This window comes from Bradyrhizobium sp. Leaf396 (genome assembly GCF_001424605.1).
GTDB classification, from domain to species: Bacteria; Pseudomonadota; Alphaproteobacteria; order Rhizobiales; family Xanthobacteraceae; genus Bradyrhizobium; species Bradyrhizobium japonicum_C.
The window spans coordinates 134,446-155,665 of sequence record NZ_LMQJ01000009.1 but is presented as its reverse complement, the minus strand read 5'-3'; the positions used below and the strand labels follow the sequence as shown (position 1 = coordinate 155,665).

Here is a 21,220-nt window from a genome sequence, read left to right as displayed (position 1 = left end):
ATGCGTCACCAAGCCCAGCAAAAATTGAAATTCTACATTGATATCAAGTTGTTGATTCCTCTATAGTGCATCTCGATGCATCAACATGCATCGCCACCAATCAAAATATTGGTGGGGCTCAGAGTGGGGCTCAGAAGGGGGACCAATGAAAAAGCCGCTGTCCGCGAAGGCAATCACCAATGCCGAACCCAAGGCGACGCGCTACGCTCTGCCGGACGTGGGGCATCCCGGGCTGCGGGTTCTGATTCAGCCTTCGGGCGCGAAGTCGTTCGTCTACCGTTTCAAGCGCGACAACGGGCAAGACGTGACCCTTACGCTAGGCCCGGCGGCAGGGCCCGGCGCGCTTACGCTTGTGCAGGCCCGTGAGGCGGCCGGTGATGCACGCCGGCAGCGTGCGCTTGGCTCGGACCCAGCCGATCAGAAGCGCGCTATGCGCAAGGCGGAAGCTGCACGGATCGCGGCTGAGGAGAAGGAAGCCCGGCGCAAGGATGACATCGTGGAGCGCGTCCTGGACCGCTACTACCGGGACAAGGTCAACGCGATGAAGTCCGCCAAGGAACTCAAACGGCTTCTGAGTAAGGAATTGACCCCATGGGCGAAGCGCAGAGTCGATGACATCGCACGCGCTGACGCCATCAAATTAATCGACGCAATCAAGGACAGCGGCAGGCCCGTGCTGGCGAATCGGACGCGCGCCGCCGCCCGGACGTTCTTCGGATGGTGTATAGATAAGGCCCTGATCGAGGACAATCCATTCGAGCGTACGAAGCCTGTGGTGGTTGAAGAGGCGCGGGAGCGCGCCCTCTCAAACGCCGATCTGCGCGCACTGTCTCTCGCGCTCGACCGAATGGACTGGACATGGCGAGCGTTCTATCGGCTCTTGGTCCTGACGGGACAGCGCCGGGATGAGGTTGCGGACATGGCTTGGGCAGAGCTCAAGGACCTAGACGGACCCTCCCCGCTTTGGGTGCTGCCCGCCCGGCGGACGAAGAATGGTCGGGAACATGTTATTCCGCTTTCGCCAGCCGTCGTTGAGATTCTGCGCGCCATTCCAAAGGTTCAGGTCAAGGCAATGGTCAATGGTGCCGAACGATGGGAGGACTCCCCGCTTGTTCTGACCACGACCGGAACAACACCGATCTCAGGATTTTCCAAAGCCAAGGTGCATCTGGACAAAGCCATGATGGAAGTCGCACGGGAGGAAGCGGAGAAGCGTGGCGGCGATCCTGTCATGATTGAGCCGTGGCGGATTCACGACCTGAGGAGAACGATGGTGTCAGGTATGGCGGCCCTCGGCGTTGGTGTGGCTGTCGTCGAAAAAGTAGTGAACCACGTATCGGGAACATTCGGCGGCATCGTCGGCGTTTACCAGCGCCATGATTATCTTGCCGAGAAACGCCACGCCCTCAACCTGTGGGCCGATCACGTCGCGAGCTTGATCGTTGAACGACCATCCAATGTCGTTTCGATCAAGGCCGGAGCGTAACCGGTGGCACCGCTTCCCTCCCCTCAAGAGCTTGAATTGACCGAACTCGCCGGCGTCTTCCATGCGACGCACAACCCCGCAGCCGCGTGGCTCGCGTTTTATCTGGCAAAGAAGCACAATCTGCCCGTGCCTGAGATCGTGGCAAATGAGATCGAGCGCTTTGCCGCAGAAGTATCAAAACCGCTGGTCGCGGCTTGGAACGGTGATGGTCGGGCAAGGATCACCACCAAGGACATCACCACGGCATGGGGTTGCGGGCGGGGCACCAAGCTTGCGCAGGCCTTGCGGCTGAGTCGTCGCGCCGCATCTATCGTCGGCGAGTATTGGGAGAAGATAACGAGCGGAGTCAGGCCCACCGACGCACTCTCGGCACTCATGGATGACCACAACCTAAGTGACAAGGCCGTCGAGGAACTCCTTACGGCGGCGCGAAAGAAGCGCGACATGGATACTCCGACGTTTTGACGGATCATCCGTCGCTAATCCGGCTTTAAAACGTCTGGTGAAATCGACGTTTTGAATAGGTGGAAGCGACATCAGCCGTCGCGCTACCTCTTGGCGCATCAACACGCACCAAGAGGAAGTAACAGTGACTAAGAGACTTATTAAGACCGCACCGCTGCTGGAAAAGCTCGGTGGTATCTCGCGCTCGACGCTTGATCGCACGATCAACGCCCCCGACCAGAATTTTCCCAAGCCGATCTATATGGGCCGCACCCGGTTTTTCGACGTTGACGCCATTGACGCTTGGCTGGCGACTCGGTCGAATAAGCACCCTGACAAGCGCGCGGCGTGACCATGTTGGATGACAACTACCCTAGAATCGGCTCGGCCGCATACCTTCGCCTGCTCGCAGACTGTCTTGACGGCCAAGAGGAAGTGATTCTCGGGCCGACCGACCATGAGTTTTGCGCGCTGGGCTTACGGGCTCTCGCCGACCTGATCGAAACGAACTTGGCCTAACCCCCGGCGCGCCAGGGCGCACCAACTCCCGACAATTCACGCCTTCCGACGCGCGGCATCGGCCGTGCGATCGGGGGCTTTTGCCCTCGCGCAAGAGGAATTTCAGTAAGGGAGATCGAACCGACCCCACGGCAAGTGACAACGTCTGCCAAACTCCGACCACCCGAAACAATCCGAGGCCAGTCATGACCAGTGAAGACTTTCTTTTTACTGAGGCTGAGTTCGCCGACTTCGTCGGCAAATCAGTGTCGTGGGCGCGACTTCTGCGACGCCAGCAGCGCGCGCCCGGCCACATCAAGGTGGGCCGAACGCCGATGTACCCCCGCGAGGCCATCGCAGAATGGATGCATGCCAATACCGTCAGGTCGGGTGGAAAGCCCTCCGCATAACCAAACAACGAAAAAGGCCGCACCGCGCCAACGGTGGACCTTTTAAGAACGGAGACATTAAGATGAAGCCCGACCAAGATACTGCCGCGCGCAGCGCTGCGCAAGAAGAACTGATTGATCTAGCGCTTGTTACGGCGCGCCGTTTCACGCCGTCACCTACCAGTGACTGCTTTCGATTTCTTGGGACCGATGGCGTGGTCATCGAGCTATGGCGTGAGGAAGTTCTCGATATTGGCGACCATCTCGGACTGAATGAGTGCACGCCCATCTTTGATGGCTTTAAGAGGGTTTATCACTGGGCGCGCGAGCACTGGCCCGACACCTGGGTAGATGGCAACCCGGTTTGGGCGGCGTCAAATGCGTAGCTCTCCCTTTGCGCAGACCGCTCCGTCCCTCATGAAGCTCGGCTATTCGCCTTTGCCGATCTTGCCGCCTGATGCCCCAAAAGCCGGTGCGGGCAAGGCCCCTGCTCTGTCTGGATGGCAGAAATACTGCAACGAAGCGCCGAGCTCCTTTTTTATCGCCGGGCATTCTCGCGCCCCGGCGGTGGGCGTCGGCGTCGCCACCGGATTTGGCGGCTTAGTTGCTGTCGATATCGACGGCTACGACTCGATCATTGGTCCGATTCTGTCGACGCTGCCGCCTGCCATCGTCGTCAAGATCGGTCGGCGAGGCCTCACGTCGTTTTATCGTTCGATCGTACCGATGAAGTCTCGCTCCTACAATGATGCCAGCGGAATCCGCCTGCTCGATTTCCTGAGTAGTGGACGTCAAACTGTGATTCCTCCTTCGATTCATCCGGACACGGGTCGTTCCTATTACTGGTGGTCGGACGCGACGTTAGAGGACACCGCGCTTGAAGCGCTTCCCGTGCTCACTCATGAGCACCGCGCCGCGATGGAAGACGTCCTTCGCTCATTCGGCTGGACCGTTCTGGAACGCCGCAAGTCATGCGGCGGGGCAGTCGAGCAGTCCGTTGCATCTCCCGGCGACTCTGATGCGGCGTCCCTCTTCCGCGCGGTGAATGAAGCTGCGATGGCGAACCTTGGCGCCTGGGTGCCGCATCTCGGGTTACAGCGCTGCTATCCGGCCGGTGGTGGTTTCAAGGCCGTCGCCGAGTGGCGGCCGTCCGGCACTGGTCGGGCGCTTCATTTGCGCAAGCCGAACCTGTCGTTCAAATCGGGCGGTATCGTAGACTTTGGCGATGGCTCTAAGGGCTACACCCCGATTGATGTTGTCATGGAAGCGCGCCTCGTGACCAACGCCGAAGCTCTGGTTTGGCTCGCTCCGCTTGTCGACGTGCCGCTTGAAAATCCCGAAGAAGCTGCGCTCGCGGACCGCATCATCGCCGCAGCTGCGAAGAAGAAGGAATTTATGTGATGGCAACCACGGCACCCAGTTCGAGCCTGGTCGCTCATGATAATGACAACTCCCTTCGCAGTTCTCGTGGCCCGACTGCGGCGGCGCAAGAACCGCCCGGTATCAAGGCTACGCCGTTTGTTTGGCGCGACCCCAAGACCATGCCGAGGCGCCAATTTCTGTATGGCCACCATCTGATCCGCAAGTTCGGCTCGGCGACCTTCGCGGGGGGAGGCATCGGAAAATCATTTCTGAAGATCACGGAGGCAGTGGCAATGGCTACTGGCCGAGCTCTGCTCGGCGTCAGGCCGAATGAGCGGTGTCGCGTTTGGTATTGGAATGGCGAAGATCCGCTTGAAGAAATCAATCGCCGCATTGCAGCTGTTTGCCTCTACTACAACATCAGAGCGGAAGAACTGGAGGGGTGGCTGTTTGTTGACAGTGGCCGTGATCAAGAAATCATCATTGCCAGCCAGACCTCAACAGAAGGTACTAAAATCGCGGCTCCCGTGGTCAGGTCGCTGATCGATACCATCCACTACAATAAAATTGATGTGCTGATGGTCGACCCCTTCATTTCGTGTCACCGCGTTACCGAGAACGACAACGGCGCCATTGACATGGTGGCGAAGAAGTGGACCGCCATCGCGGACGAGACCAACGCAGCGATTGAGCTTGTCCATCACGTCAGAAAGACCGGTGGGGCTGAGGCGACGGTTGAAGATGGGCGAGGCGCTGTCGCCCTGTTAGGGGCGGTTCGATCCGCCCAAGTGCTCAACAAGATGACGGCAGAGGAAGGCAACAGGGCTGGTGTTGAAAATCCCCGGCAATACTTCAGCGTTGAGACTGGCAAGCTGAACCTGTCCCCGCCCCCGGATGGCAAAGACTGGTTTCACATCACGCCAGTGCATCTCGGAAACGGCGATGGCGACCTCGACCCCGGTGATAGTGTCGGTGTGGTCGTCAGTTGGAAATGGCCGAACCCGTTGGACGGCGTGACCGGGGCGGATTTTGACGCCGCAGCCGCTGCCATTCGCGCAGGGAATTGGCGCCACGATGGCCAAGCGAAAGAATGGGTCGGCATCCCGATCGCCAGGGCTATGAAGCTCGATATCAGCCGCAAGGCAGACAAGGCCAAGGTTAATGGGCTGGTGAAGCTCTGGATTGGAGCTGGCGCTTTGGAGGTCTACGAGGAGTTGGACGAAAAACGTATGAAGAGAAAGTTTGTGCGGGTGGCAGACGCAACCTGATTTTGCCCCACCTTACTTCTCCATTATGTTTTTGCCTCGCCACACCCCACACCCCTTAAGGGGTGGTGGTGTGGCAGGCGAAAAGCCAAACCTGCCAAACCGTCGCCGAACATAAGGTGTGGTGGGTGTGGCAAATGTAGCCGAGCGACGAGAACGCTTGCCCCGATTGTGGGTATTCCGGTCTACTCTGCGGCCGCGACGAAGATTGCGCCTGTGCTGTTCCCCTTCAGCGGCAAGTTGCAGGCGCGCTCCTGTTCGAGAGGGCATTTCGCTAACGGGGTGCATGGGAACGTGACCCCAGCCGCGCAAAACAACCGGAACAGGCATGCAAATCGCACGCCCACCAGCATGGCGTTCGCTTGCTCAGATCATATTAGCCGAGCAAGGAAGAGGCAGCGAAACGTTCCGGGGCGGTTAGCTGCGCGCTCTATGGCACGCCGATGCGCGTGCAGGGAAGGACCCCAGCCTCTCTTAGACACTAAACCTCTGCGGGAGCCCTTGAATAAAGCTCGCCGTTGCCGTTCACTTCAGCCGGAGCAACGATTCGGCACATGATCACGCTTTTTATAGATACCAACGTCCTGCTTTCATTTTATCACCTGACGAGCGAGGACATCGAGGAGCTGAAGAAGCTCGTCGCACTCGTTAAAAACAAAGAGATCGATCTCATTGTTCCGAAGCAAGTGGAGGACGAGTTTTGGCGGAATCGCGGTGGCAAAATCTCCGATGCCATGAAGAAGCTGAGGGAAGCAAGATTTAACGCGTCGTTCCCGGCTTTCTCAAAGGACTACGATGAATACAATGAACTTCGCGCGTTGCTGAAGAAGGCCGACAAGCTGCATGCTGAGCTCGTCAGCAAGATCATGGCTGATGCGAAAGATACTTCTCTTAAGGCGGATGAGATCGTCACTGGGCTATTCAAGACGGCGAACAAGCCGAGGTTCGATAACGATGACTATTTGAACGCGATGAGGCGCGTGCGGCTGGGCAATCCACCCGGAAAGAACGAGAGCCTTGGGGACGCTGTGAATTGGGAAACCTTGTTGGCTACAGTAGATAAGGGGAACGCTCTCTACTTTGTGTCAGAGGATAAAGATTATCGATCTCAGTTATCCGAAGGCGTTTTCAATGAGTTCCTTCGGGACGAATGGGAAAGTCGGAAGAAGTCGTCTCTGATCTACTATTCGAAGATCTCTGACTTCTTCAAAGACTGCTTCCCCGACATTAAGATCGCGAGTCAGGTTGAAGCAGATCTCGCCATTAACAGTCTGAGTAATAGCGGCAGTTTCGCGTCAACGCACGTGCATATCGGGAAGCTCGATACATTCGATCAATTCACAATTGCTCAGGTCGAGCGGCTCATTAAAATTCCGGGGCAGAACAATCAAGTCGGTTGGATCATCGACGATACGGACGTTCATAGGTTTTATGCGAAGCTGTTGGACAAATACGGTGGAGGCCTAAAGGACGACGATCACGATCTCCTCGAAGAACTTGTCGAGAAAGGCAAACCAGAGCCGGATGAAGACGATCCGCTTTCTTAGTACCCCCGACCGGATCGAGCACCAACGGGTAAATGATCCGACTAGCGAGAACTCGACGATGCTGAAGGCGAGATTATCTGACGGGATGCATCCGAGCGACGGCACTGTTGAAGTTCGTGAGCCTATGGGCAACAAATGTGCCTTAAGCTGAAGGTCGAACCCTGCTCCTTCGCTAAGACCGTAGCTGGATAGGATTCGCAAATGACTGGTGACCTTCCGAAAACTGACCAAGTTTCACAAGAAGAAAGAGACCGGGCCGAGGAGTATCGTCGAGAGCGGCAAAAGAGAGAGGCGATCAAAGCTGGCGTAGATGCCATCGACCCGTCAAAACATATCGAGTGGCTTCTCAACAATGAAGAACTAATGGTTCGGGCGGCCATTGCTGGCGGCGCTACTACTGACGAACTGCCCGATTTCATTCGAGAATACAGAGAAAGCCTCAATGATGTGTCGCTAGGATCGGAGTACGATGATCCTCATGCACTGCACATCATGAACCGCGTGATCAAAGAAATCGAATCTATCTGCACCAAATTCCGAATCCCCCTAAGGAATGGGGTGGTGTTTGGCGTCACTCCAGGATTTGGGCTAGTTGCCAACCAGTCGCCTGTAATGACAACCGACGCGAGCATGATCGGCCTATCTCTGCCCTTCTTCAATTTCTGCAATGCAGTGGCAAAGGCGACGGCCAAGAGTTTGGTCTATTCAAAGCACGGTAACAACTGGATTGTAGACAATCGTCCGTCGTCCATCCAAGCTAAGCTTCAGGCAGAGCCAGACATACTACGACTGTGGATCGAGCTTTTGGAAGTGTTTGGGGCATCCAGGCATCCGCCTGATCTGAGTACACCAACTTTCACGCCTATCGAAGGAACCATTAGAACGCAGCTTTTGCGAAGCATAGAGCTATTTTCAATAGCACACGAGTACGGTCATCATGTCCTAAAGCATGGGGTCGTGGAATCGACAAACGAGAGTGAAGATAAGTTCGGTCAGGAACATGACGCAGACGTGTTTGGGCAAACGATCTCGATGCTCGCTTCGATGAGCGACGCGGCCGGCAATATCTATGCGGAAGCCGGAGTCGGCGCCGTGCTGATATTGGGTACGCTTGATCTAGTTCGACGCGCTGAGGCGTTGTTGGCGACGGGCAGCGACGTTCCGGAACCACGGAAAAGCCATCCGCCTTTCTTGGATCGCATTAGGTTTATCGCACCTTTGGACAAGATTGCACCCGAGAACAGGCGGACGGAGCTGGTTGATAGGCGCCGAAGCTTCTGTGAGATCATGGAGGTGATTTGGTCCGAGGTGCGTCCTCATTTGCTAGCGCAGCATGTTGCAGGTGTGCGGCCTACCGACCGTCGATCAGACCAAGGCGGTTGGTTACCGCTGGCGTGACTGGCTTGATATGCTTGATATGGGATTGGTCTCTTTCTCCGCGCCGATCTGAGCGAGCATTCTCTCTGGAACTACGCTTCACAACAACACCGCGAGTAGCAATTCAGGATGGCAGTCATCGCTCATCTTCATACTTGAGAACCCGGAACTATCTACTTGCGCCGATGTCATCGTGGAGTCCTGCGTTACAACCTCACTCACAGAAGCCAGGTTAGCAGGCCTGATGGTAGGGCAAACCGGGCGGCCGCGCTTTGCGTTACCGGCAGCAATCTTCCCAGCACTGAGCTAAAGACGGTCTTCAGATCGCGCTCGAAGGACTAAAAAAGTGCCCATGCCAAACTGACGACGACCTCAGGCTGAGCCGACTACCAGTTTTCACCAGCGCAGCATAGCACCGCGACTGCTATCTATCGTCTCAAGCAGTATGATCGATGGCCGGCAGTTGATGACAAGAGAACATTGGACCGCGCAAGCTTTCGACTAGTCGTTTGGGTCCTCCCGGAAGGGCCCCCATTATGTGGGTGACGTGCAACCGCCCGACTAGGCTAGCTATAAAATTTCAAAAGTGACTTTCTGTTCTCGAATGCGCGTCTGCCTCCAAACCAAGGCCGTTCGCAGCGGCTACTGGATTGGGCTGTAGCGGAATAGCTCATTGTCCGACGGTGAAGGCAGTTCAATCGCCTTCAGGATGACCCGATGCCCACTACCACCCCGCTGTATCCGCCCGATTTCCGCGCTGCGCCCGTTGCGCGCTTGAACCGAATGCGTCGCAAGAATCCGCGCACGGTCACGATGCCCGACAGGGTGGGTCCGCATGTGAAGCTCGTCTTCGCCGAAATGGCGCGGCAAAAGCTGCGTTACCTTGACGTGGCCGAACGTTCCGGCGTGCAGCATGCCACGCTGAAAGCGTGGAGAAAGAAGAATCGGCCGGGCTTGGAGTCGGTTGAGGCTGTGTTAGCGACTCTCGGGTACGGCCTTGTCCCCGTTCCCACGCTTGAAGTACTGCCCCATCCCGAACTCGCGGGTGAACTCACTGCGCTCGCCCTCAAGATGCGAATGAGCATTCCCCAAACTTTTAGCGCGCTGATCGATATTGGAGTCGAACAAAAGCTTCTCCGCATGCGAGCGGAAAAGCGCGCGGCCGTGCTGGCCGAGCACGATGCTCGCCTTACTCGCATCCCCGCCAACGACAATGTGAAGCAGTCGCTCGGCAGTGAAGCTTCGGCGACTTAAGGGGCGACCAAACTAGCCTCGCCCCCGGTTTCGATCTTTCTCATACTTGGTCCGTTAGTTGATGCTCCTCCACACCAACTAATGGGTGAAACCGAGGCCGGTGCGTTTGATAGTCAGATGCGCCGGCCACCTCCAAATGGGACATCATGTCTAAAGTGTATCTCTCGCGCACCCAGGCCGCAAAGCGGGTCGGCCGTTGCGCGAAGACCCTCCGCAACCTCGCCAAGCGTGGCGATGGCCCCCCGTTTCTGTTGATCGGCGACCGGCCTGCTTATCCGGCCGAACAGCTTCAAACCTGGATTGCAGCCGGCGGAGATGCCCAATGAGCCGCGCCAAGCTTCTCGCCGACCTCAATGCGGCGTCCGCAGATTACGCAACGGCTCAGCGGCAGCTTGCGGCGGAGCGTTTCAACGTCCGGCACGGAATCGCGCACAATCTGATGTTCGCCGAGAGCCGCGAGCATGTCGCCTATCACCGCTGGCTCGGCGCTCATGAAGCATTCGCTGCCAGTGCACCGAAGTCCGCTCTGAAGCCTGCCCCGAAAGCATCGACCGTAGCACCGCGAGACCCCGGCGCGGAAGCCGTCGCGGACTATTGGCGGCGTTGATTTAACCCCTTGAGCCCAAGCACTATGAGCATTCTGAAGTCCCTCTTCGGCAAGAAGCCGATTACTTCCACCAATATCGCTGCCGAAATCGAGAAGGCGCGCGCCGAGCATGACGCTGCTCTTACCAAGCGCGGCGCAGCACTGGCCGGTCTCGGCTTGATGGATGATGCTGCCCATCAGAAGGCCGAAGCAGAATATGAACTTCACCGGCGCGCTGCCGATCGCGCCGCCGCGCGCCTCGACGATCTTGAAAAGGCGCACGCCGAAGCGCTCGCGGCCGAAGCCGAGGCAGAACGTATTGCTAGCGAACATCGTTTGCGCGACCGTGTGGAGGCCGCGCGCCATGCCGTGGAAGTCGAGGCTGCCGAGTTGCTTCGGGCCTATGACGATCATGCCGCCGTGATCGGCAACATCCTCTCGCGGTTGGAAGCAATTCATGACGAAACGAGCGCGGTCAATGAAATTGTCCGCCGCCGGCCGGATATCGACGGCGTCGTCGGCGTGGATGCCGTGCACCGCAAGCACCCGGACCGCCAAGCGAGTGTGCGGCGCGAGAAGCGCCTGTGTTGGGTCGCTCACGACGGCCATGTCACCGAAGCGCAGAAGGATGCCGATGGCGGATTTATTCGGCCCCCGCGCACTTTCGATCGAGCGCTTGGCTATCATCCCGAACCTAAGCTGGAAGAACGAGAAATCGTGGTTGAGCGCACCAAATTCCGCCCTGGCCGCTACGAAAACCCGCTTTCTGCGATCCACCTCCCGGCCGGATTCGCTAACGGTCACCAGCACTGGCCGCGAAAGTAAGTAACGCGTAATGTGGGAAGTTGGCTTGCGCATAGCCAATCATCATCAAGAACGAATCTCTTCACCCCCTGTCGACGATTCGTTCAACGCCTTCGACGATAATTTTCGCCTGGGCTCGTGTCACCGGCCTGCCTCCGTGCACAGCATCATTGCGAATCCTGTTCCATTCCAAAATTGTCTCCGGATCATCAATGAGTTGCCGTTCGCGCGCATAATCGAGAAGTTGGCGCATCGACATAGGCCGACGCACTCGATCGCGTGGAGGAATTTCTAGCCGCTGCCGCAACGTGATCTCCAAAAGTGCCATTGCCGAAATCACGGCGGCGCGGAACTCATTGGCTAAGAATAAGCGTTGCGGCTCTCGCCGTTGCGCTAAGCCCAGGCTTTACCCAGCCGCGATTAAGCGCTTGCCGATTTCTTCAACGAAATCGGTATCATCGTAGATCGCGCTCAATCGATTGATCCACACGAAGGGCCAGGGCGTCGGCAGTTGGGACAAATCGCTTACTACGATGATCACGTCGAACAGTAGCCGCTCGGACTCCCGCCTCAAACGCGAGAGCGCGAGCCCCAGCTCGATCTGAGTCGCGGTCGACGTTGCATCAACAACCACTACAGCGGATCGGTCGATTAGAGTATCGATCTTGGCGCTTACGCTCTCAGCTAGATCAACTACGTCCGCAGCGGTTACCGGAACAAAGCCTGCTTCTTCCGCTAACGGGAAAATGTGTTCCCGATAAAATGGCAACACGTCCAGCGGCGTCGCAAACAAGCAAAGCCGCGTCATGGCACTCCGTGGCAGCAACAGCTGCTCAAGCGGTTTTTCTTCAGTGGGCTTCAACGTAGGTCCGGCATGTTCACGACGGTATTCGCGCAATTCCGCGAACGTTTCGGCGAGAACAGTACCGTAGCTATTGCGTGTACCCGGCAGATTGACGACCTTTACGCCTCGACGCTCGTAACGCGCGATATCACCCGGCTTGGCACCGACCAAAATCGCATATGCCGTGCGCCTGGATTTGCCGAGCCGAGTCGTCACAACCTGCCAGATTTGGCGGAAATCGGGGTCGTCTAAGCTGTAGCCGATAAGGACCGCCGTTTTGGTTATCAGCAAATTCGCAAGGAACGTTGCCATTAAGGGATAGTCAGTCAGGAAAGCGTCGTAGTCGGCCTCGGTGACAACAAGCCGTTTAGGATGACGTGTGTCCCCATGCAGCTTAAGCAGCAGTGTCCCCGAGGTGCCGACGTTGATGGACAGTTGATCTTCGTCGACTACGGGATGAACTGTTCGCTTATCCTGACGCTCAATATCGTAGGCCTTCTCCAGTAGAAAATCGAAATTTGTTGTACAGACGACGTCAAACGGAAGAGTACAAAACTCCCGATGGGCTGGACCTGGCCGAGCTGCGTCGAGATGCAGAAATTCGACTAGCCGTTCAACAAGCCGTGCGCGATCGTATTCATGCTCATAAGCCGAGATGCCGTCCAAGACGCTGTTCGGAGAATAATCCCGAAGCTCGTCGGCAAATAGTTTGCCAAGCTCGGACCAAAGCGGCATCTTCGCCGATGGAGGCAAGATTGCGTTCAGTGACATACCGGCACCGATGATCGGTAACCAGCGGCCTCTGACGAAATCCTCCAAAATGGGCTTAGGAAAATGCTGAAGATACTTTTTTGTCACGGTATGCTCTGGCGCGCGCCCTTATGCGACCGCGATGGAAGCAGCCAATGGCAGCGCCAAAGCAGTCTTCGCTTGTAGGCCCTTCTGACTAGATACATAAGTCCAAATCGCCGCATCAAAATGTCGCCGAGAAACACCAATGAGGTCTGCTGCATAGGAAACGACGAGCTTCAGAAAATCGTAGTCTTCCGACTTCACGCCGGCATCGTTAGCAAACGCTCTGATATGCCGATCGACTGCGATAAAATCCAACCCTACCAAGCTGCAGAGATAGTCCGCAGTCTTCGGACCCACCCCGTGAATCGCAAGTAGCTTACCCCGGCATGGTGGATGTTGTAACCATCGTCGCAGCTGATGAAAATCATTGACGCCTTCGCTGCGCAGCAATTCCCCCAAGCAAACAAAGCGCGACACCTTGGTGGGGTGCTGCCAACGCAGGAACTCGGCAGCCCCAATGGAGCTAATCACATTGAACATACCGGACAAAGTCGAAGCCTCGGGAAACTCCTGGACGATCCTATCGATCCGTACCTTCACGACGGTTCTGTAGTTGAGACCCGCTTGAAGAGCCGCGTCCGCCAGGACGGCGCCAACATGGTGCAGAGGCTTGCGACATGACGGGTTACGCCCGATCACGCCCTTCTCTTGGGCTAGTTGCGCGACGAGACGCGCGGAACTCAGCGCACTGAGAACTTCGCGTTCAGGTTTGGGAGCAGTCATGTGTATAGAGACTCAATTGCCGTGAGTCGCTCAACGCAGTTGGGACATGCCCCGCAAGGGGTGTCACTGAAGAGCTGACATGAATATGTTCTGCCGATAGGGACTTTCAATTCGCTTGCAAGCCTGACGACGTCGGCCTTGCTCCAATCTCGAAACGGCAACTCGAATCTGATGGGTCCAAGATTACGGGAAAGCGAGTCTAAACCGTTAAGAAAAGTAGCGGAACAATCCAATTCTTTGGCGTGATTGCTGTTGATAAAGCCCGAATAGACGGTGTCGAGGCCGCGCGTTTGAGCGATGCAGGCGCCTATAGAGAAGAACAGCAGGGTTCGATAAGGGATATAGAGCTCATCGTCCTCGACGTGCTCCGACCATAGGTCCGGCTCAGCGATCAATCTGGACGTTGAGTCCTGGTAGATGCTTGAGATGTCGATTCGCTTGACGGGCGATGCAAGGTCCGTGGCCGGCAGTACTTCTTGCACCGTCTCCCATTCTTTCTCGACGCAGTGTTGCCCGTAGTCGAGGAACACCGGTTGAAACGAGATTCGCTTCTCAACCAACCAATAGCCGACCGTCGTGGAATCAAGCCCACCGGAACACAAAAGCAATGCGCTCATCAAGCCTCACCTCTTCTTTGGCTGAGCAGTTGAAACACTGCGTTGAGACAGGCATCGAGGTCGGACGAATAGAATGAAGAGCCTGCGATCACCATCGTATTGTTGTTTTTTCTGCTTGGGTCATATGTCACGACAGGAATGCCCGCCTCAATAGCGAGTCCGATTTCAACAAGGGTACCGGGGTCGCGTTCAGTTGGCACAGCAAACACAAGTGCGCACTTCTTAAGAAGCTCGCAATCCTTCTCATAAATGGCCCGCAAAGTAGCGGCGTTTGAGTTTGGCGGAAGCTCACCATTCTCTACAACGGGTCGCCGAGGCGAGAAGTTGTGGTACGCTAGCGCTTTTAGAGCCTTATCGATAGCCGCACGATCGGCGTTCGCAAAGTCGGGCGCAGCAAAATAGATCTGCGCTTGCGGTCGCATGTTCCACGGAAGAAATGTGCCTCCAAGTGACGTCATCTCCTGTAATGAGAGACGTTGATCGCGTTCGACGTACTTTTTGAAAATGTCGGGATAGGTGGTTTGAGAATAGGCGGCAGCAGCGTAGGTTGCCCGCCAGCCAGCAGTTGCTGCACCGCTTGGCAACGCAGTTAAGAATACGGCTGCGAAGACATCTCCGACCCCCACCGAGTTAATTGTTGTTCCAAGTTGTGCAGGAAGCGTCTCGATGGATTGGGAGGCCTTCGAGTTATCCAGCAATTCGCTGCCACCTCGATTTTGCTTGAGTATTACGTATCTCGGCTTACATCCCGCAAAAGCCGTAGCAATGCCAGTCACGGTTTGGTCTTTGATCTTGGCAAACAGCGGCGACGAGGTTGAAAGGAGGATAGTCTCAATTGGCCTGCCGATTCCGGCGAGTGCCATCGGCGTCTCAACGTTATAAGCGATATCGATGTGTAAGCGAGCAGTAGCTGGTAACATCGCGCACACATCTGACAAGCAGAATGTGCCCGGAAATATCAGCACCTCTTCCGCCTGCTCGAACTTCTGCGAGACGTCGATAAGCTGGACAGCCTTTTCGTCCCGTAGCGGCGTATCGTAGCCCTGGTCGGCGACCTCGATTGCGTCGAAAATCAATGTGACGTTGGGAGCTCCCGTTACTATGCCCAGGATTATTAGCTCGACACATCCGAGCGTCGCGAAGTAATCGCGAACCAAGCCTTCCAAATAGCTCGGCGAGACAATGGCGGCGCGGAAAGGTTGTCCTAAGGCCCAAAAACCGCGAGCTGCATGGGCAACGCCGCCAAGGCGCAATTTGTTCTCCGATCCGGGCGGGGTGATCGTGAAGTCAACGAAGACTTCGCCGATAAGCAAAGGTACTTTCGCACTCATGGGTGCGAGGAAGGCGCAAAGTCGGCCAATACTTTGGCGACGGCACCCGATGCATTAGAGGACGTGATCGTACCGGTATATGTCCAGCCATCCTTTAGACAACCGGCTAGATAATTAAGGGTTGTTGGCAGATTGCCGACCGTTACACCCGCGTCGGTTTCCGCAACGACCCGCTTCTTCAGAGCTATTCGCAGTTGTTGGCCGGGTGCGGGCACTGCGCCAGTTGTTTTGTGGAAATCGCAGTGTTCAATATCCTCCAGGGACACTGCGAAGGCTTGGGCACATCGGTCTGATCCACCGCCGCTGCCGCTACCGCCACCTGTCGATTCGACCGAACCTTTGCCTGATGAACCGGGATAGTCACTAATCCGGCCAGAGCCGCTGCTGCCCATGCGTATCCCCCAGAAAAGCGTCGATAGCAGCGCAACTTATGGTAGGAGTCAATATGGCAAGCAAGTAAGAAACGAGCGGTTGCTTGACAGGGCCTTCGAAGATTCGCCTATCCTTCGATCCAGACGCTTGCCGCGCTGCAACAGTTCATTGTTCGGCGAGACAGCATTTGCCCGGGACCTTGGCTCCGTACATTGAGGCTTGCCTAAGTATTAGAAAACATTGCTATCTCCCAATCTTTCTCTGTGTAAATACACCGCTGTGATCATCGACTCTCCGCCCGACTTTTCAAGCGGCCAACGAGCTTACGGCGGCGCGCCGGGAGTTTCCGATCATCCTGGGGGCCGCCAGACTATGACGAACGAAGCCGACACTTGCCGAAAATTCGTCGTCCCCAAACTTCAGTCCGCCGGCTGGGACGACGAGCCGCACTCTATCGCCGAGCAGCGCACCATCACGGATGGTCGTGTAATTCCGGTGGGAAGGGGCTTTGTCCGCAAGCCGCCCAAACGGGTGGACTATCTGCTGCGCTACGCGCGGGATTTTCCGCTTGCCGTGGTCGAGGCCAAGGCCAGCTACAAATCCGCAACCGACGCCGTGCAGCAGGCACGGAGCTACGCGGAGATTCTCGGCCTCAAGTATGCCTACGCCACCAATGGCACCGAGATAATCGAGATCGATTATTTCCAGGGGACAGAAACGCTCGTTGCTGACTTCCCCTCGCCTGGAGACCTCTGGCGGCGCTATCAGTTGGGCAGCGGGATCAATACGCCCGAGCGCGTCGATCATCTGATCGCCCCTTACAACACAGTCGGCGGCAAACCGCCCCGATACTACCAGCAGATCGCCATCAACCGGGCGATCGAGTCCATCCTTGCTGGAAAGCAACGCTTGCTTCTCACAATGGCGACTGGGACGGGCAAGACCATCGTCGCTTTCCAGATTTGCTGGAAGCTCTGGTCAAGCCGCTGGAATAGTACCGGGGAGCATCGCAAGCCGCGCATCCTGTTCCTCGCGGATCGCAACATCCTCATTGACGACCCGAAGGACAAGACCTTCACCCCCTTCGGGGACGCGCGCCACAAGATCGAATCCGGCGAGATCGTCAAAAGCCGGGAAATGTATTTCGCTATCTATCAGGCGCTGGCGGAGGACGAACGTCGCGCAGGACTCTTCCGGAATTATCCGCCAGATTTCTTCGACCTCATCATCGTCGATGAATGTCATCGGGGTAGCGCACGGGACGATAGCTCGTGGCGCGCCATCCTTGAGCACTTCAAGCCCGCCTACCAGCTTGGCATGACGGCGACGCCGCTGCGTGAGGACAATCGCGACACCTACCTCTACTTCGGCAACCCGATTTACGAGTACAGCCTGCGCCAGGGCATCGACGATGGCTTCCTCGCGCCCTACCGAGTGCATCGCGTCATCACTCAATGGGACGCGGCTGGATGGCGACCGAGTAAGGACGAGGTTGATCGCTTTGGCCGCGCGATTCCCGATGATGAATACCAGACCAAGGACTTCGAGCGGACCATCGCCTTGCGCGCCCGCACGCAGGCTATCGCCCATCACTTGACCGATTTTCTCAAAAAGACCGACCGCTTTGCTAAGACCATCGTGTTCTGCGTCGATCAAGAGCACGCCTCGGAAATGCGGCAGGCTCTGGTCAACCTCAATGCCGACCTTGTGGCGCAGTATCCCGATTATGTGGCGCGCGTCACCGCCGACGAGGGTGCAATCGGACGCGGCCACCTATCGAAATTCCAAGACCTCGAAACCAAGACACCGACTATACTCACGTCGTCGCAGTTGCTGACGACCGGCGTTGATGCGCCAACGTGCAAGAATGTCGTTCTGGCTCGTGTTGTCGGATCGATGAGCGAATTTAAGCAGATCATCGGACGCGGGACACGCCTGCGTGATGATTACGGTAAGCTCTGGTTCAACATCCTCGACTACACTGGTTCCGCGACCCGCATGTTCGCAGATCCGGACTTCGACGGCGATCCGGCCCGGATCACGGAAGAAGAAGTAAACGACGCGGGAGAAATCACCTCGACGACGGAGACGCTCCCCGAAGGGCAGGAACCGGAGCCTGCCACGCCGGAGGAAGGCGACACCGGCGTGATCGAACCGCCGACCGGCGAGCCGCGGAAGTTTTACTTCGACGGAGGCCAGGTCGAAGTCGTGGCCCATTTGGTACACGAGCTTGATCCGAACGGCAGGCAGCTTCGCGTCGTCAAATACACTGACTATGCTGCCGAAAGCGTTCGTTCGCTTGCGCCAACTTCCGCCGAGCTTCGCAAGCGTTGGGCGGACGCTGACCAGCGCGGCGAGATCATCACCGCGCTGGGCGAGCGCGGCATTGACTTTGACGTGCTGGCCGAAGAGACAGGCCAAACCGACGCCGACCCCTTCGACCTGCTTTGCTATCTCGCTTTCAATGCGCCTCTTCGTACCCGGCGTGAGCGGGCGCAGCGCCTCAAGGCCGAGCGCAAGGACTACTTCGAGAAGTTCTCTCCTGAAGCGCGTCAGGTATTGGACGAGCTTCTGGAAAAATATGCGGAACACGGCGACGCACAGTTTGTCCTGCCGGACGTGCTCAAGGTTCCACCGATCTCAACCCACGGCCAACCTGCCGAAATCATCAAGCTGTTCGGCGGCCCCGATGAGCTTCGCCGGGCCGTAAACGACTTGCAAGGATTGCTCTATGGCTCGAACTAAGAAGAAGAACGGCGCGGACGCCGCACCGATGACAACTTCCCAGATGCTCGGGAGCCTTCTGAAGTCCGCGCGCGATATCATGCGCAAAGACAAGGGGCTGAACGGCGATCTCGACCGTCTGCCGCTGCTGACATGGATCATGTTCCTCAAATTCCTCGACGACCTTGAGCAGCAGCGCGAGGAGGAAAGCGCGTTATCCGGCAAGAAGTTCAAGGCGGCCATTGAAGCCCCGTATCGCTGGCGCGATTGGGCTGCCGATCCGCAGGGCATCACGGGCGATGAACTGCTTTCCTTCATCAATTCCGACGAAGCCGTGCGCGCCGACGGCCAGAAAGGCCCCGGGCTGTTCGCTTACTTGCGGGCGCTTTCCAGTTCCAACGGCGACAACCGCCGTGACGTGATCGCCACTGTGTTCAAGGGCGTCGATAACCGCATGAAGAGCGGCTATCTGCTGCGCGACGTCATCAACAAGGTTGGCGGGATCCACTTCACATCATCGGACGAGCTTCACACCCTCGGCGCGCTTTACGAATCCATGCTCCGCGAAATGCGCGACGCGGCGGGTGATTCCGGCGAGTTCTACACGCCGCGCTCCGTCGTGCGCTTCATGGTGGAAGTCATCGATCCGCGCCTTGGTGAGACCGTCCTTGACCCGGCCAGCGGCACGGGCGGATTTCTGGTGGAAGCGTACAATTACCTTGAGAAACAGGTGAAGACCGTCGCCGACCGCAAGCGTCTGCAAACCGACACCATCATCGGCTGCGAACCCAAGTCCCTGCCCTATTTGCTGTGCCAAATGAACCTGCTCCTGCACGGACTGGATGCGCCGCAGATCGATCCCGGCAATGCCCTGCGCTTTAAGCTCTCCGAAATTGGCGAGAAGGAACGCGTCGATGTGATCGTCACCAACCCGCCGTTCGGCGGGGAGGAGGAAAAAGGCATTCAAGGCAACTTCCCCGAAGATCGTCAGACGGCGGAAACCGCGCTGCTGTTCCTTCAGCTCATCATGCGCAAGCTGAAACGCCAGCCGTCTTCTGTCGGTCGCCCCGCACGCGCTGCCGTCGTCGTGCCCAATGGCACGCTGTTCGGCGACGGTGTTTGTGCCCGCATCAAAGAAGAACTCCTCAAGGAGTTCAATCTTCATACCATCGTGCGGCTGCCCAATGGCGTGTTCGCGCCCTACACTGGCATCCCCACCAATATCCTGTTCTTCGACCGCTCCGGCCCCACGGATGAGGTCTGGTATTACGAGCAGCCCCTGCCTAACGGCCGCAAGAATTACACCAAGACTCAGCCCATGCAGTTCGACGAGTTCAAGGCCTGCACGACGTGGTGGACGAAGCGCGAGGACAACGACCAGGCGTGGAAAGTGCAGGTCAAGGAATTGCTGGATGCGGGCTGCAACCTCGACCGAAAGAACCCGCGCGCCAAAGTGGATTTTGAGCACCTGCCACCGGAGCAACTTGCCGACGACATTCTCAGGAAGGAGCTGCGGATTGCCGAACTGATGCGAGAAATCAAAGCCGCTCTAGGTGCAAGCGCATGAATCTAAGCTGGCAATCCGTACCGCTAAAGCAGGCGCTGAAAAGAGTCGCGCGTTTCGAATCTCGCGAAGACATAAACGAATATGTATTTGCGGGCACATATAGTTTTGGTCGCGGCGTATTCGTGAGCGAAAGAAAGTTGGGCGCCACGTTTAAGCTTCCCAAAGTCCAACGCTTGCGAGCAGGAGATTTTGTCTACTGCAAAATAATGGCCTGGGAAGGCGCTTTTGGAATAGTACCGCCGGAAGCTGACGACTGCGTGATGTCGAACGCTTTCGTTGCTTACGAGGCGGACTCATCGGTTGTTGACCCGAAATTTCTCGATTGGTACTTCCGAGCGCCATCAAACTGGCAACGGATTGGACGGCAAAGCACTGGCACGAATGTCCGACGACAAAGTCTGCATCCTGAGCAATTTGAAGCATCAGAGATACCCCTCCCGCCGCTCGGCGAGCAACGCCGCATCGTCGCACGCATCGAGAAGTTGGCGGCGCGAGTGCAGGAGGCACAACAAGCAAGGTTACGTGCAGTTAACGAGTTATCGGCTCTCCACACGAAGCTGCTTCTATCGACATTCGACTCGGTAAGTAACTCCAGCACCGAGATTGGTGCCGAATTTGTCGTAACGACAGGGGGTACACCATCTCGGGCAAATTCTAGCTACTGGGGCGGGTCGAATGCGTGGGTCAGCTCAGGGGAAGTAGCCTTTCGCGACATCATCGACACTCGCGAAAAGATAACTGATCTTGGCCTCAGGGAAAGCAACGCGAAAATCTATCCTCCTGGAACCGTACTGCTGGCGATGATAGGTCAAGGAAAGACCCGGGGGCAGTGCGCCATTCTTCAATGCGCTGCCGCGACCAATCAGAATGTCGCTGCGATACATGTGACCAAGACGATTCATTCGCCGCGCTACGTTTACTGGTGGCTGTACGCCAACTATCGAAAGAGTAGGTCTACAGAGACCGGCACGGCTCAACCAGCCCTGTCAGCAGACCGCGTGAAGCGAATGCTTATTCCTCTGCCTGAGCGCAACCGACAAGACCAAATTGCCTCTCAGCTCGAAGCTCTTCAATCCAAGTTCGACGCGGTGAAAGCACTTCAAGCCCAGTCTGCCATCGAATTGGATGCCTTGCTCCCCGCCGTTCTCGACAAGGCATTCAAGGGAGAATTGTAG

At 56.9% G+C, this 21,220-nt stretch carries 21 protein-coding genes; 15 read left to right on the top strand and 6 right to left on the bottom strand.

The annotated features are described in order from the left end of the window. Positions 1-145: 145 nt before the first annotated feature. From ASG57_RS11385 to ASG57_RS11330, 12 genes are all read left to right on the top strand, one after another. A complete protein-coding gene (locus ASG57_RS11385; RefSeq protein ID WP_057196255.1) occupies positions 146-1,486 on the top strand; it encodes a tyrosine-type recombinase/integrase in 1,341 nt (446 codons plus the stop codon). Between the two features lie 36 nt (positions 1,487-1,522). Beyond that, complete coding sequence (locus ASG57_RS11380) at positions 1,523-1,951, top strand: hypothetical protein (protein ID WP_156402640.1); 429 nt, start codon at positions 1,523-1,525, stop codon at positions 1,949-1,951. 124 nt (positions 1,952-2,075) lie between these two features. Continuing rightward, positions 2,076-2,282 carry a helix-turn-helix transcriptional regulator gene (locus ASG57_RS11375; protein ID WP_057196253.1) on the top strand — a complete coding sequence of 69 codons (207 nt, stop codon included), beginning with the start codon at positions 2,076-2,078 and terminating at the stop codon, positions 2,280-2,282. Positions 2,283-2,634: 352 nt separating this feature from the next. Beyond that, positions 2,635-2,838 (top strand): helix-turn-helix domain-containing protein, encoded by a 204-nt coding sequence (locus ASG57_RS11370; RefSeq protein WP_057196252.1) that lies wholly within the window; start codon positions 2,635-2,637, stop codon positions 2,836-2,838. A gap of 62 nt (positions 2,839-2,900) precedes the next feature. Continuing rightward, entirely contained in the window at positions 2,901-3,203 is a 303-nt protein-coding gene (locus tag ASG57_RS11365; RefSeq protein WP_057196251.1) for a hypothetical protein, read from the top strand. A gap of 31 nt (positions 3,204-3,234) precedes the next feature. Then, positions 3,235-4,218 carry a bifunctional DNA primase/polymerase gene (locus tag ASG57_RS11360; RefSeq protein WP_057196250.1) on the top strand — a complete coding sequence of 328 codons (984 nt, stop codon included), beginning with the start codon at positions 3,235-3,237 and terminating at the stop codon, positions 4,216-4,218. After that, positions 4,218-5,447: an AAA family ATPase gene (locus ASG57_RS11355; RefSeq protein ID WP_063996991.1), complete on the top strand. Its 1,230-nt coding sequence runs from the start codon at positions 4,218-4,220 to the stop codon at positions 5,445-5,447. The genes ASG57_RS11360 and ASG57_RS11355 overlap by 1 nt, the downstream gene beginning before the upstream one ends. A gap of 551 nt (positions 5,448-5,998) precedes the next feature. Continuing rightward, the gene (locus ASG57_RS11350; RefSeq protein ID WP_057196249.1) at positions 5,999-6,991 is read left to right on the top strand and encodes a PIN domain-containing protein; all 993 of its coding nucleotides are present in this window, start codon (positions 5,999-6,001) and stop codon (positions 6,989-6,991) included. A 201-nt stretch (positions 6,992-7,192) separates the two neighbouring features. Further along, positions 7,193-8,389, top strand: coding sequence for a M48 family metalloprotease (locus tag ASG57_RS11345; protein ID WP_057196248.1), 1,197 nt, complete (start codon positions 7,193-7,195; stop codon positions 8,387-8,389). Positions 8,390-9,085: 696 nt separating this feature from the next. Continuing rightward, positions 9,086-9,622, top strand: coding sequence for a hypothetical protein (locus ASG57_RS11340; protein WP_200948550.1), 537 nt, complete (start codon positions 9,086-9,088; stop codon positions 9,620-9,622). Between the two features lie 322 nt (positions 9,623-9,944). Continuing rightward, positions 9,945-10,229: a hypothetical protein gene (locus ASG57_RS11335; RefSeq protein WP_057196246.1), complete on the top strand. Its 285-nt coding sequence runs from the start codon at positions 9,945-9,947 to the stop codon at positions 10,227-10,229. 24 nt (positions 10,230-10,253) lie between these two features. Then, positions 10,254-11,033, top strand: coding sequence for a hypothetical protein (locus ASG57_RS11330; protein ID WP_057196245.1), 780 nt, complete (start codon positions 10,254-10,256; stop codon positions 11,031-11,033). Positions 11,034-11,094: 61 nt separating this feature from the next. Here the strand turns inward: ASG57_RS11330 and ASG57_RS38640 are convergent, their stop codons facing one another. From ASG57_RS38640 to ASG57_RS37650, 6 genes are all read right to left on the bottom strand, one after another. After that, positions 11,095-11,340, bottom strand: a complete 246-nt coding sequence (locus ASG57_RS38640; RefSeq protein WP_200948549.1) for a hypothetical protein — start codon at positions 11,338-11,340, stop codon at positions 11,095-11,097. Positions 11,341-11,418: 78 nt separating this feature from the next. Continuing rightward, the gene (locus ASG57_RS11325; protein ID WP_200948548.1) at positions 11,419-12,714 is read right to left on the bottom strand and encodes an SIR2 family NAD-dependent protein deacylase; all 1,296 of its coding nucleotides are present in this window, start codon (positions 12,712-12,714) and stop codon (positions 11,419-11,421) included. A 21-nt stretch (positions 12,715-12,735) separates the two neighbouring features. After that, the gene (locus tag ASG57_RS11320; RefSeq protein ID WP_057196244.1) at positions 12,736-13,434 is read right to left on the bottom strand and encodes an HhH-GDP family DNA glycosylase; all 699 of its coding nucleotides are present in this window, start codon (positions 13,432-13,434) and stop codon (positions 12,736-12,738) included. Continuing rightward, positions 13,431-14,051 carry a 7-cyano-7-deazaguanine synthase gene (locus ASG57_RS11315; protein ID WP_057196243.1) on the bottom strand — a complete coding sequence of 207 codons (621 nt, stop codon included), beginning with the start codon at positions 14,049-14,051 and terminating at the stop codon, positions 13,431-13,433. Before ASG57_RS11315 ends, ASG57_RS11320 begins: the two co-directional genes overlap by 4 nt. After that, on the bottom strand, positions 14,051-15,364 hold the full coding sequence (locus tag ASG57_RS11310) for a nucleoside 2-deoxyribosyltransferase (RefSeq protein WP_162250047.1): 1,314 nt from the start codon (positions 15,362-15,364) through the stop codon (positions 14,051-14,053). The genes ASG57_RS11315 and ASG57_RS11310 overlap by 1 nt, the downstream gene beginning before the upstream one ends. Before the next feature lie 14 nt (positions 15,365-15,378). After that, complete coding sequence (locus tag ASG57_RS37650; protein ID WP_200948547.1) at positions 15,379-15,774, bottom strand: hypothetical protein; 396 nt, start codon at positions 15,772-15,774, stop codon at positions 15,379-15,381. 352 nt (positions 15,775-16,126) lie between these two features. Between ASG57_RS37650 and hsdR the strand changes: the two genes are divergently transcribed. The 3 genes from hsdR to ASG57_RS36580 are packed head-to-tail and all read left to right on the top strand — an operon-like array spanning position 16,127 to position 21,220. After that, entirely contained in the window at positions 16,127-18,499 is a 2,373-nt protein-coding gene (gene hsdR, locus ASG57_RS11305) for an EcoAI/FtnUII family type I restriction enzme subunit R (RefSeq protein WP_057196241.1), read from the top strand. Beyond that, entirely contained in the window at positions 18,486-20,045 is a 1,560-nt protein-coding gene (locus ASG57_RS11300; RefSeq protein ID WP_200948546.1) for a type I restriction-modification system subunit M, read from the top strand. Before hsdR ends, ASG57_RS11300 begins: the two co-directional genes overlap by 14 nt. Next, positions 20,042-21,220 (top strand): restriction endonuclease subunit S, encoded by a 1,179-nt coding sequence (locus ASG57_RS36580; RefSeq protein ID WP_082528916.1) that lies wholly within the window; start codon positions 20,042-20,044, stop codon positions 21,218-21,220. The genes ASG57_RS11300 and ASG57_RS36580 overlap by 4 nt, the downstream gene beginning before the upstream one ends.

Coding starts and splice junctions, on each gene's coding strand:
- ASG57_RS11385 (WP_057196255.1), top strand. CDS start 146: ATGAAAAAGCCGCTGTCCGCGAAGGCAATCACCAATGCCGAACCCAAG.
- ASG57_RS11370 (WP_057196252.1), top strand. CDS start 2,635: ATGACCAGTGAAGACTTTCTTTTTACTGAGGCTGAGTTCGCCGACTTC.
- ASG57_RS11365 (WP_057196251.1), top strand. CDS start 2,901: ATGAAGCCCGACCAAGATACTGCCGCGCGCAGCGCTGCGCAAGAAGAA.
- ASG57_RS11360 (WP_057196250.1), top strand. CDS start 3,235: ATGAAGCTCGGCTATTCGCCTTTGCCGATCTTGCCGCCTGATGCCCCA.
- ASG57_RS11355 (WP_063996991.1), top strand. CDS start 4,218: ATGGCAACCACGGCACCCAGTTCGAGCCTGGTCGCTCATGATAATGAC.
- ASG57_RS11350 (WP_057196249.1), top strand. CDS start 5,999: ATGATCACGCTTTTTATAGATACCAACGTCCTGCTTTCATTTTATCAC.
- ASG57_RS11345 (WP_057196248.1), top strand. CDS start 7,193: ATGACTGGTGACCTTCCGAAAACTGACCAAGTTTCACAAGAAGAAAGA.
- ASG57_RS11340 (WP_200948550.1), top strand. CDS start 9,086: ATGCCCACTACCACCCCGCTGTATCCGCCCGATTTCCGCGCTGCGCCC.
- ASG57_RS11335 (WP_057196246.1), top strand. CDS start 9,945: ATGAGCCGCGCCAAGCTTCTCGCCGACCTCAATGCGGCGTCCGCAGAT.
- ASG57_RS11330 (WP_057196245.1), top strand. CDS start 10,254: ATGAGCATTCTGAAGTCCCTCTTCGGCAAGAAGCCGATTACTTCCACC.
- ASG57_RS38640 (WP_200948549.1), bottom strand. CDS start 11,340: ATGGCACTTTTGGAGATCACGTTGCGGCAGCGGCTAGAAATTCCTCCA.
- ASG57_RS11320 (WP_057196244.1), bottom strand. CDS start 13,434: ATGACTGCTCCCAAACCTGAACGCGAAGTTCTCAGTGCGCTGAGTTCC.
- ASG57_RS11315 (WP_057196243.1), bottom strand. CDS start 14,051: ATGAGCGCATTGCTTTTGTGTTCCGGTGGGCTTGATTCCACGACGGTC.
- ASG57_RS37650 (WP_200948547.1), bottom strand. CDS start 15,774: ATGGGCAGCAGCGGCTCTGGCCGGATTAGTGACTATCCCGGTTCATCA.
- hsdR (WP_057196241.1), top strand. CDS start 16,127: ATGACGAACGAAGCCGACACTTGCCGAAAATTCGTCGTCCCCAAACTT.
- ASG57_RS11300 (WP_200948546.1), top strand. CDS start 18,486: ATGGCTCGAACTAAGAAGAAGAACGGCGCGGACGCCGCACCGATGACA.
- ASG57_RS36580 (WP_082528916.1), top strand. CDS start 20,042: ATGAATCTAAGCTGGCAATCCGTACCGCTAAAGCAGGCGCTGAAAAGA.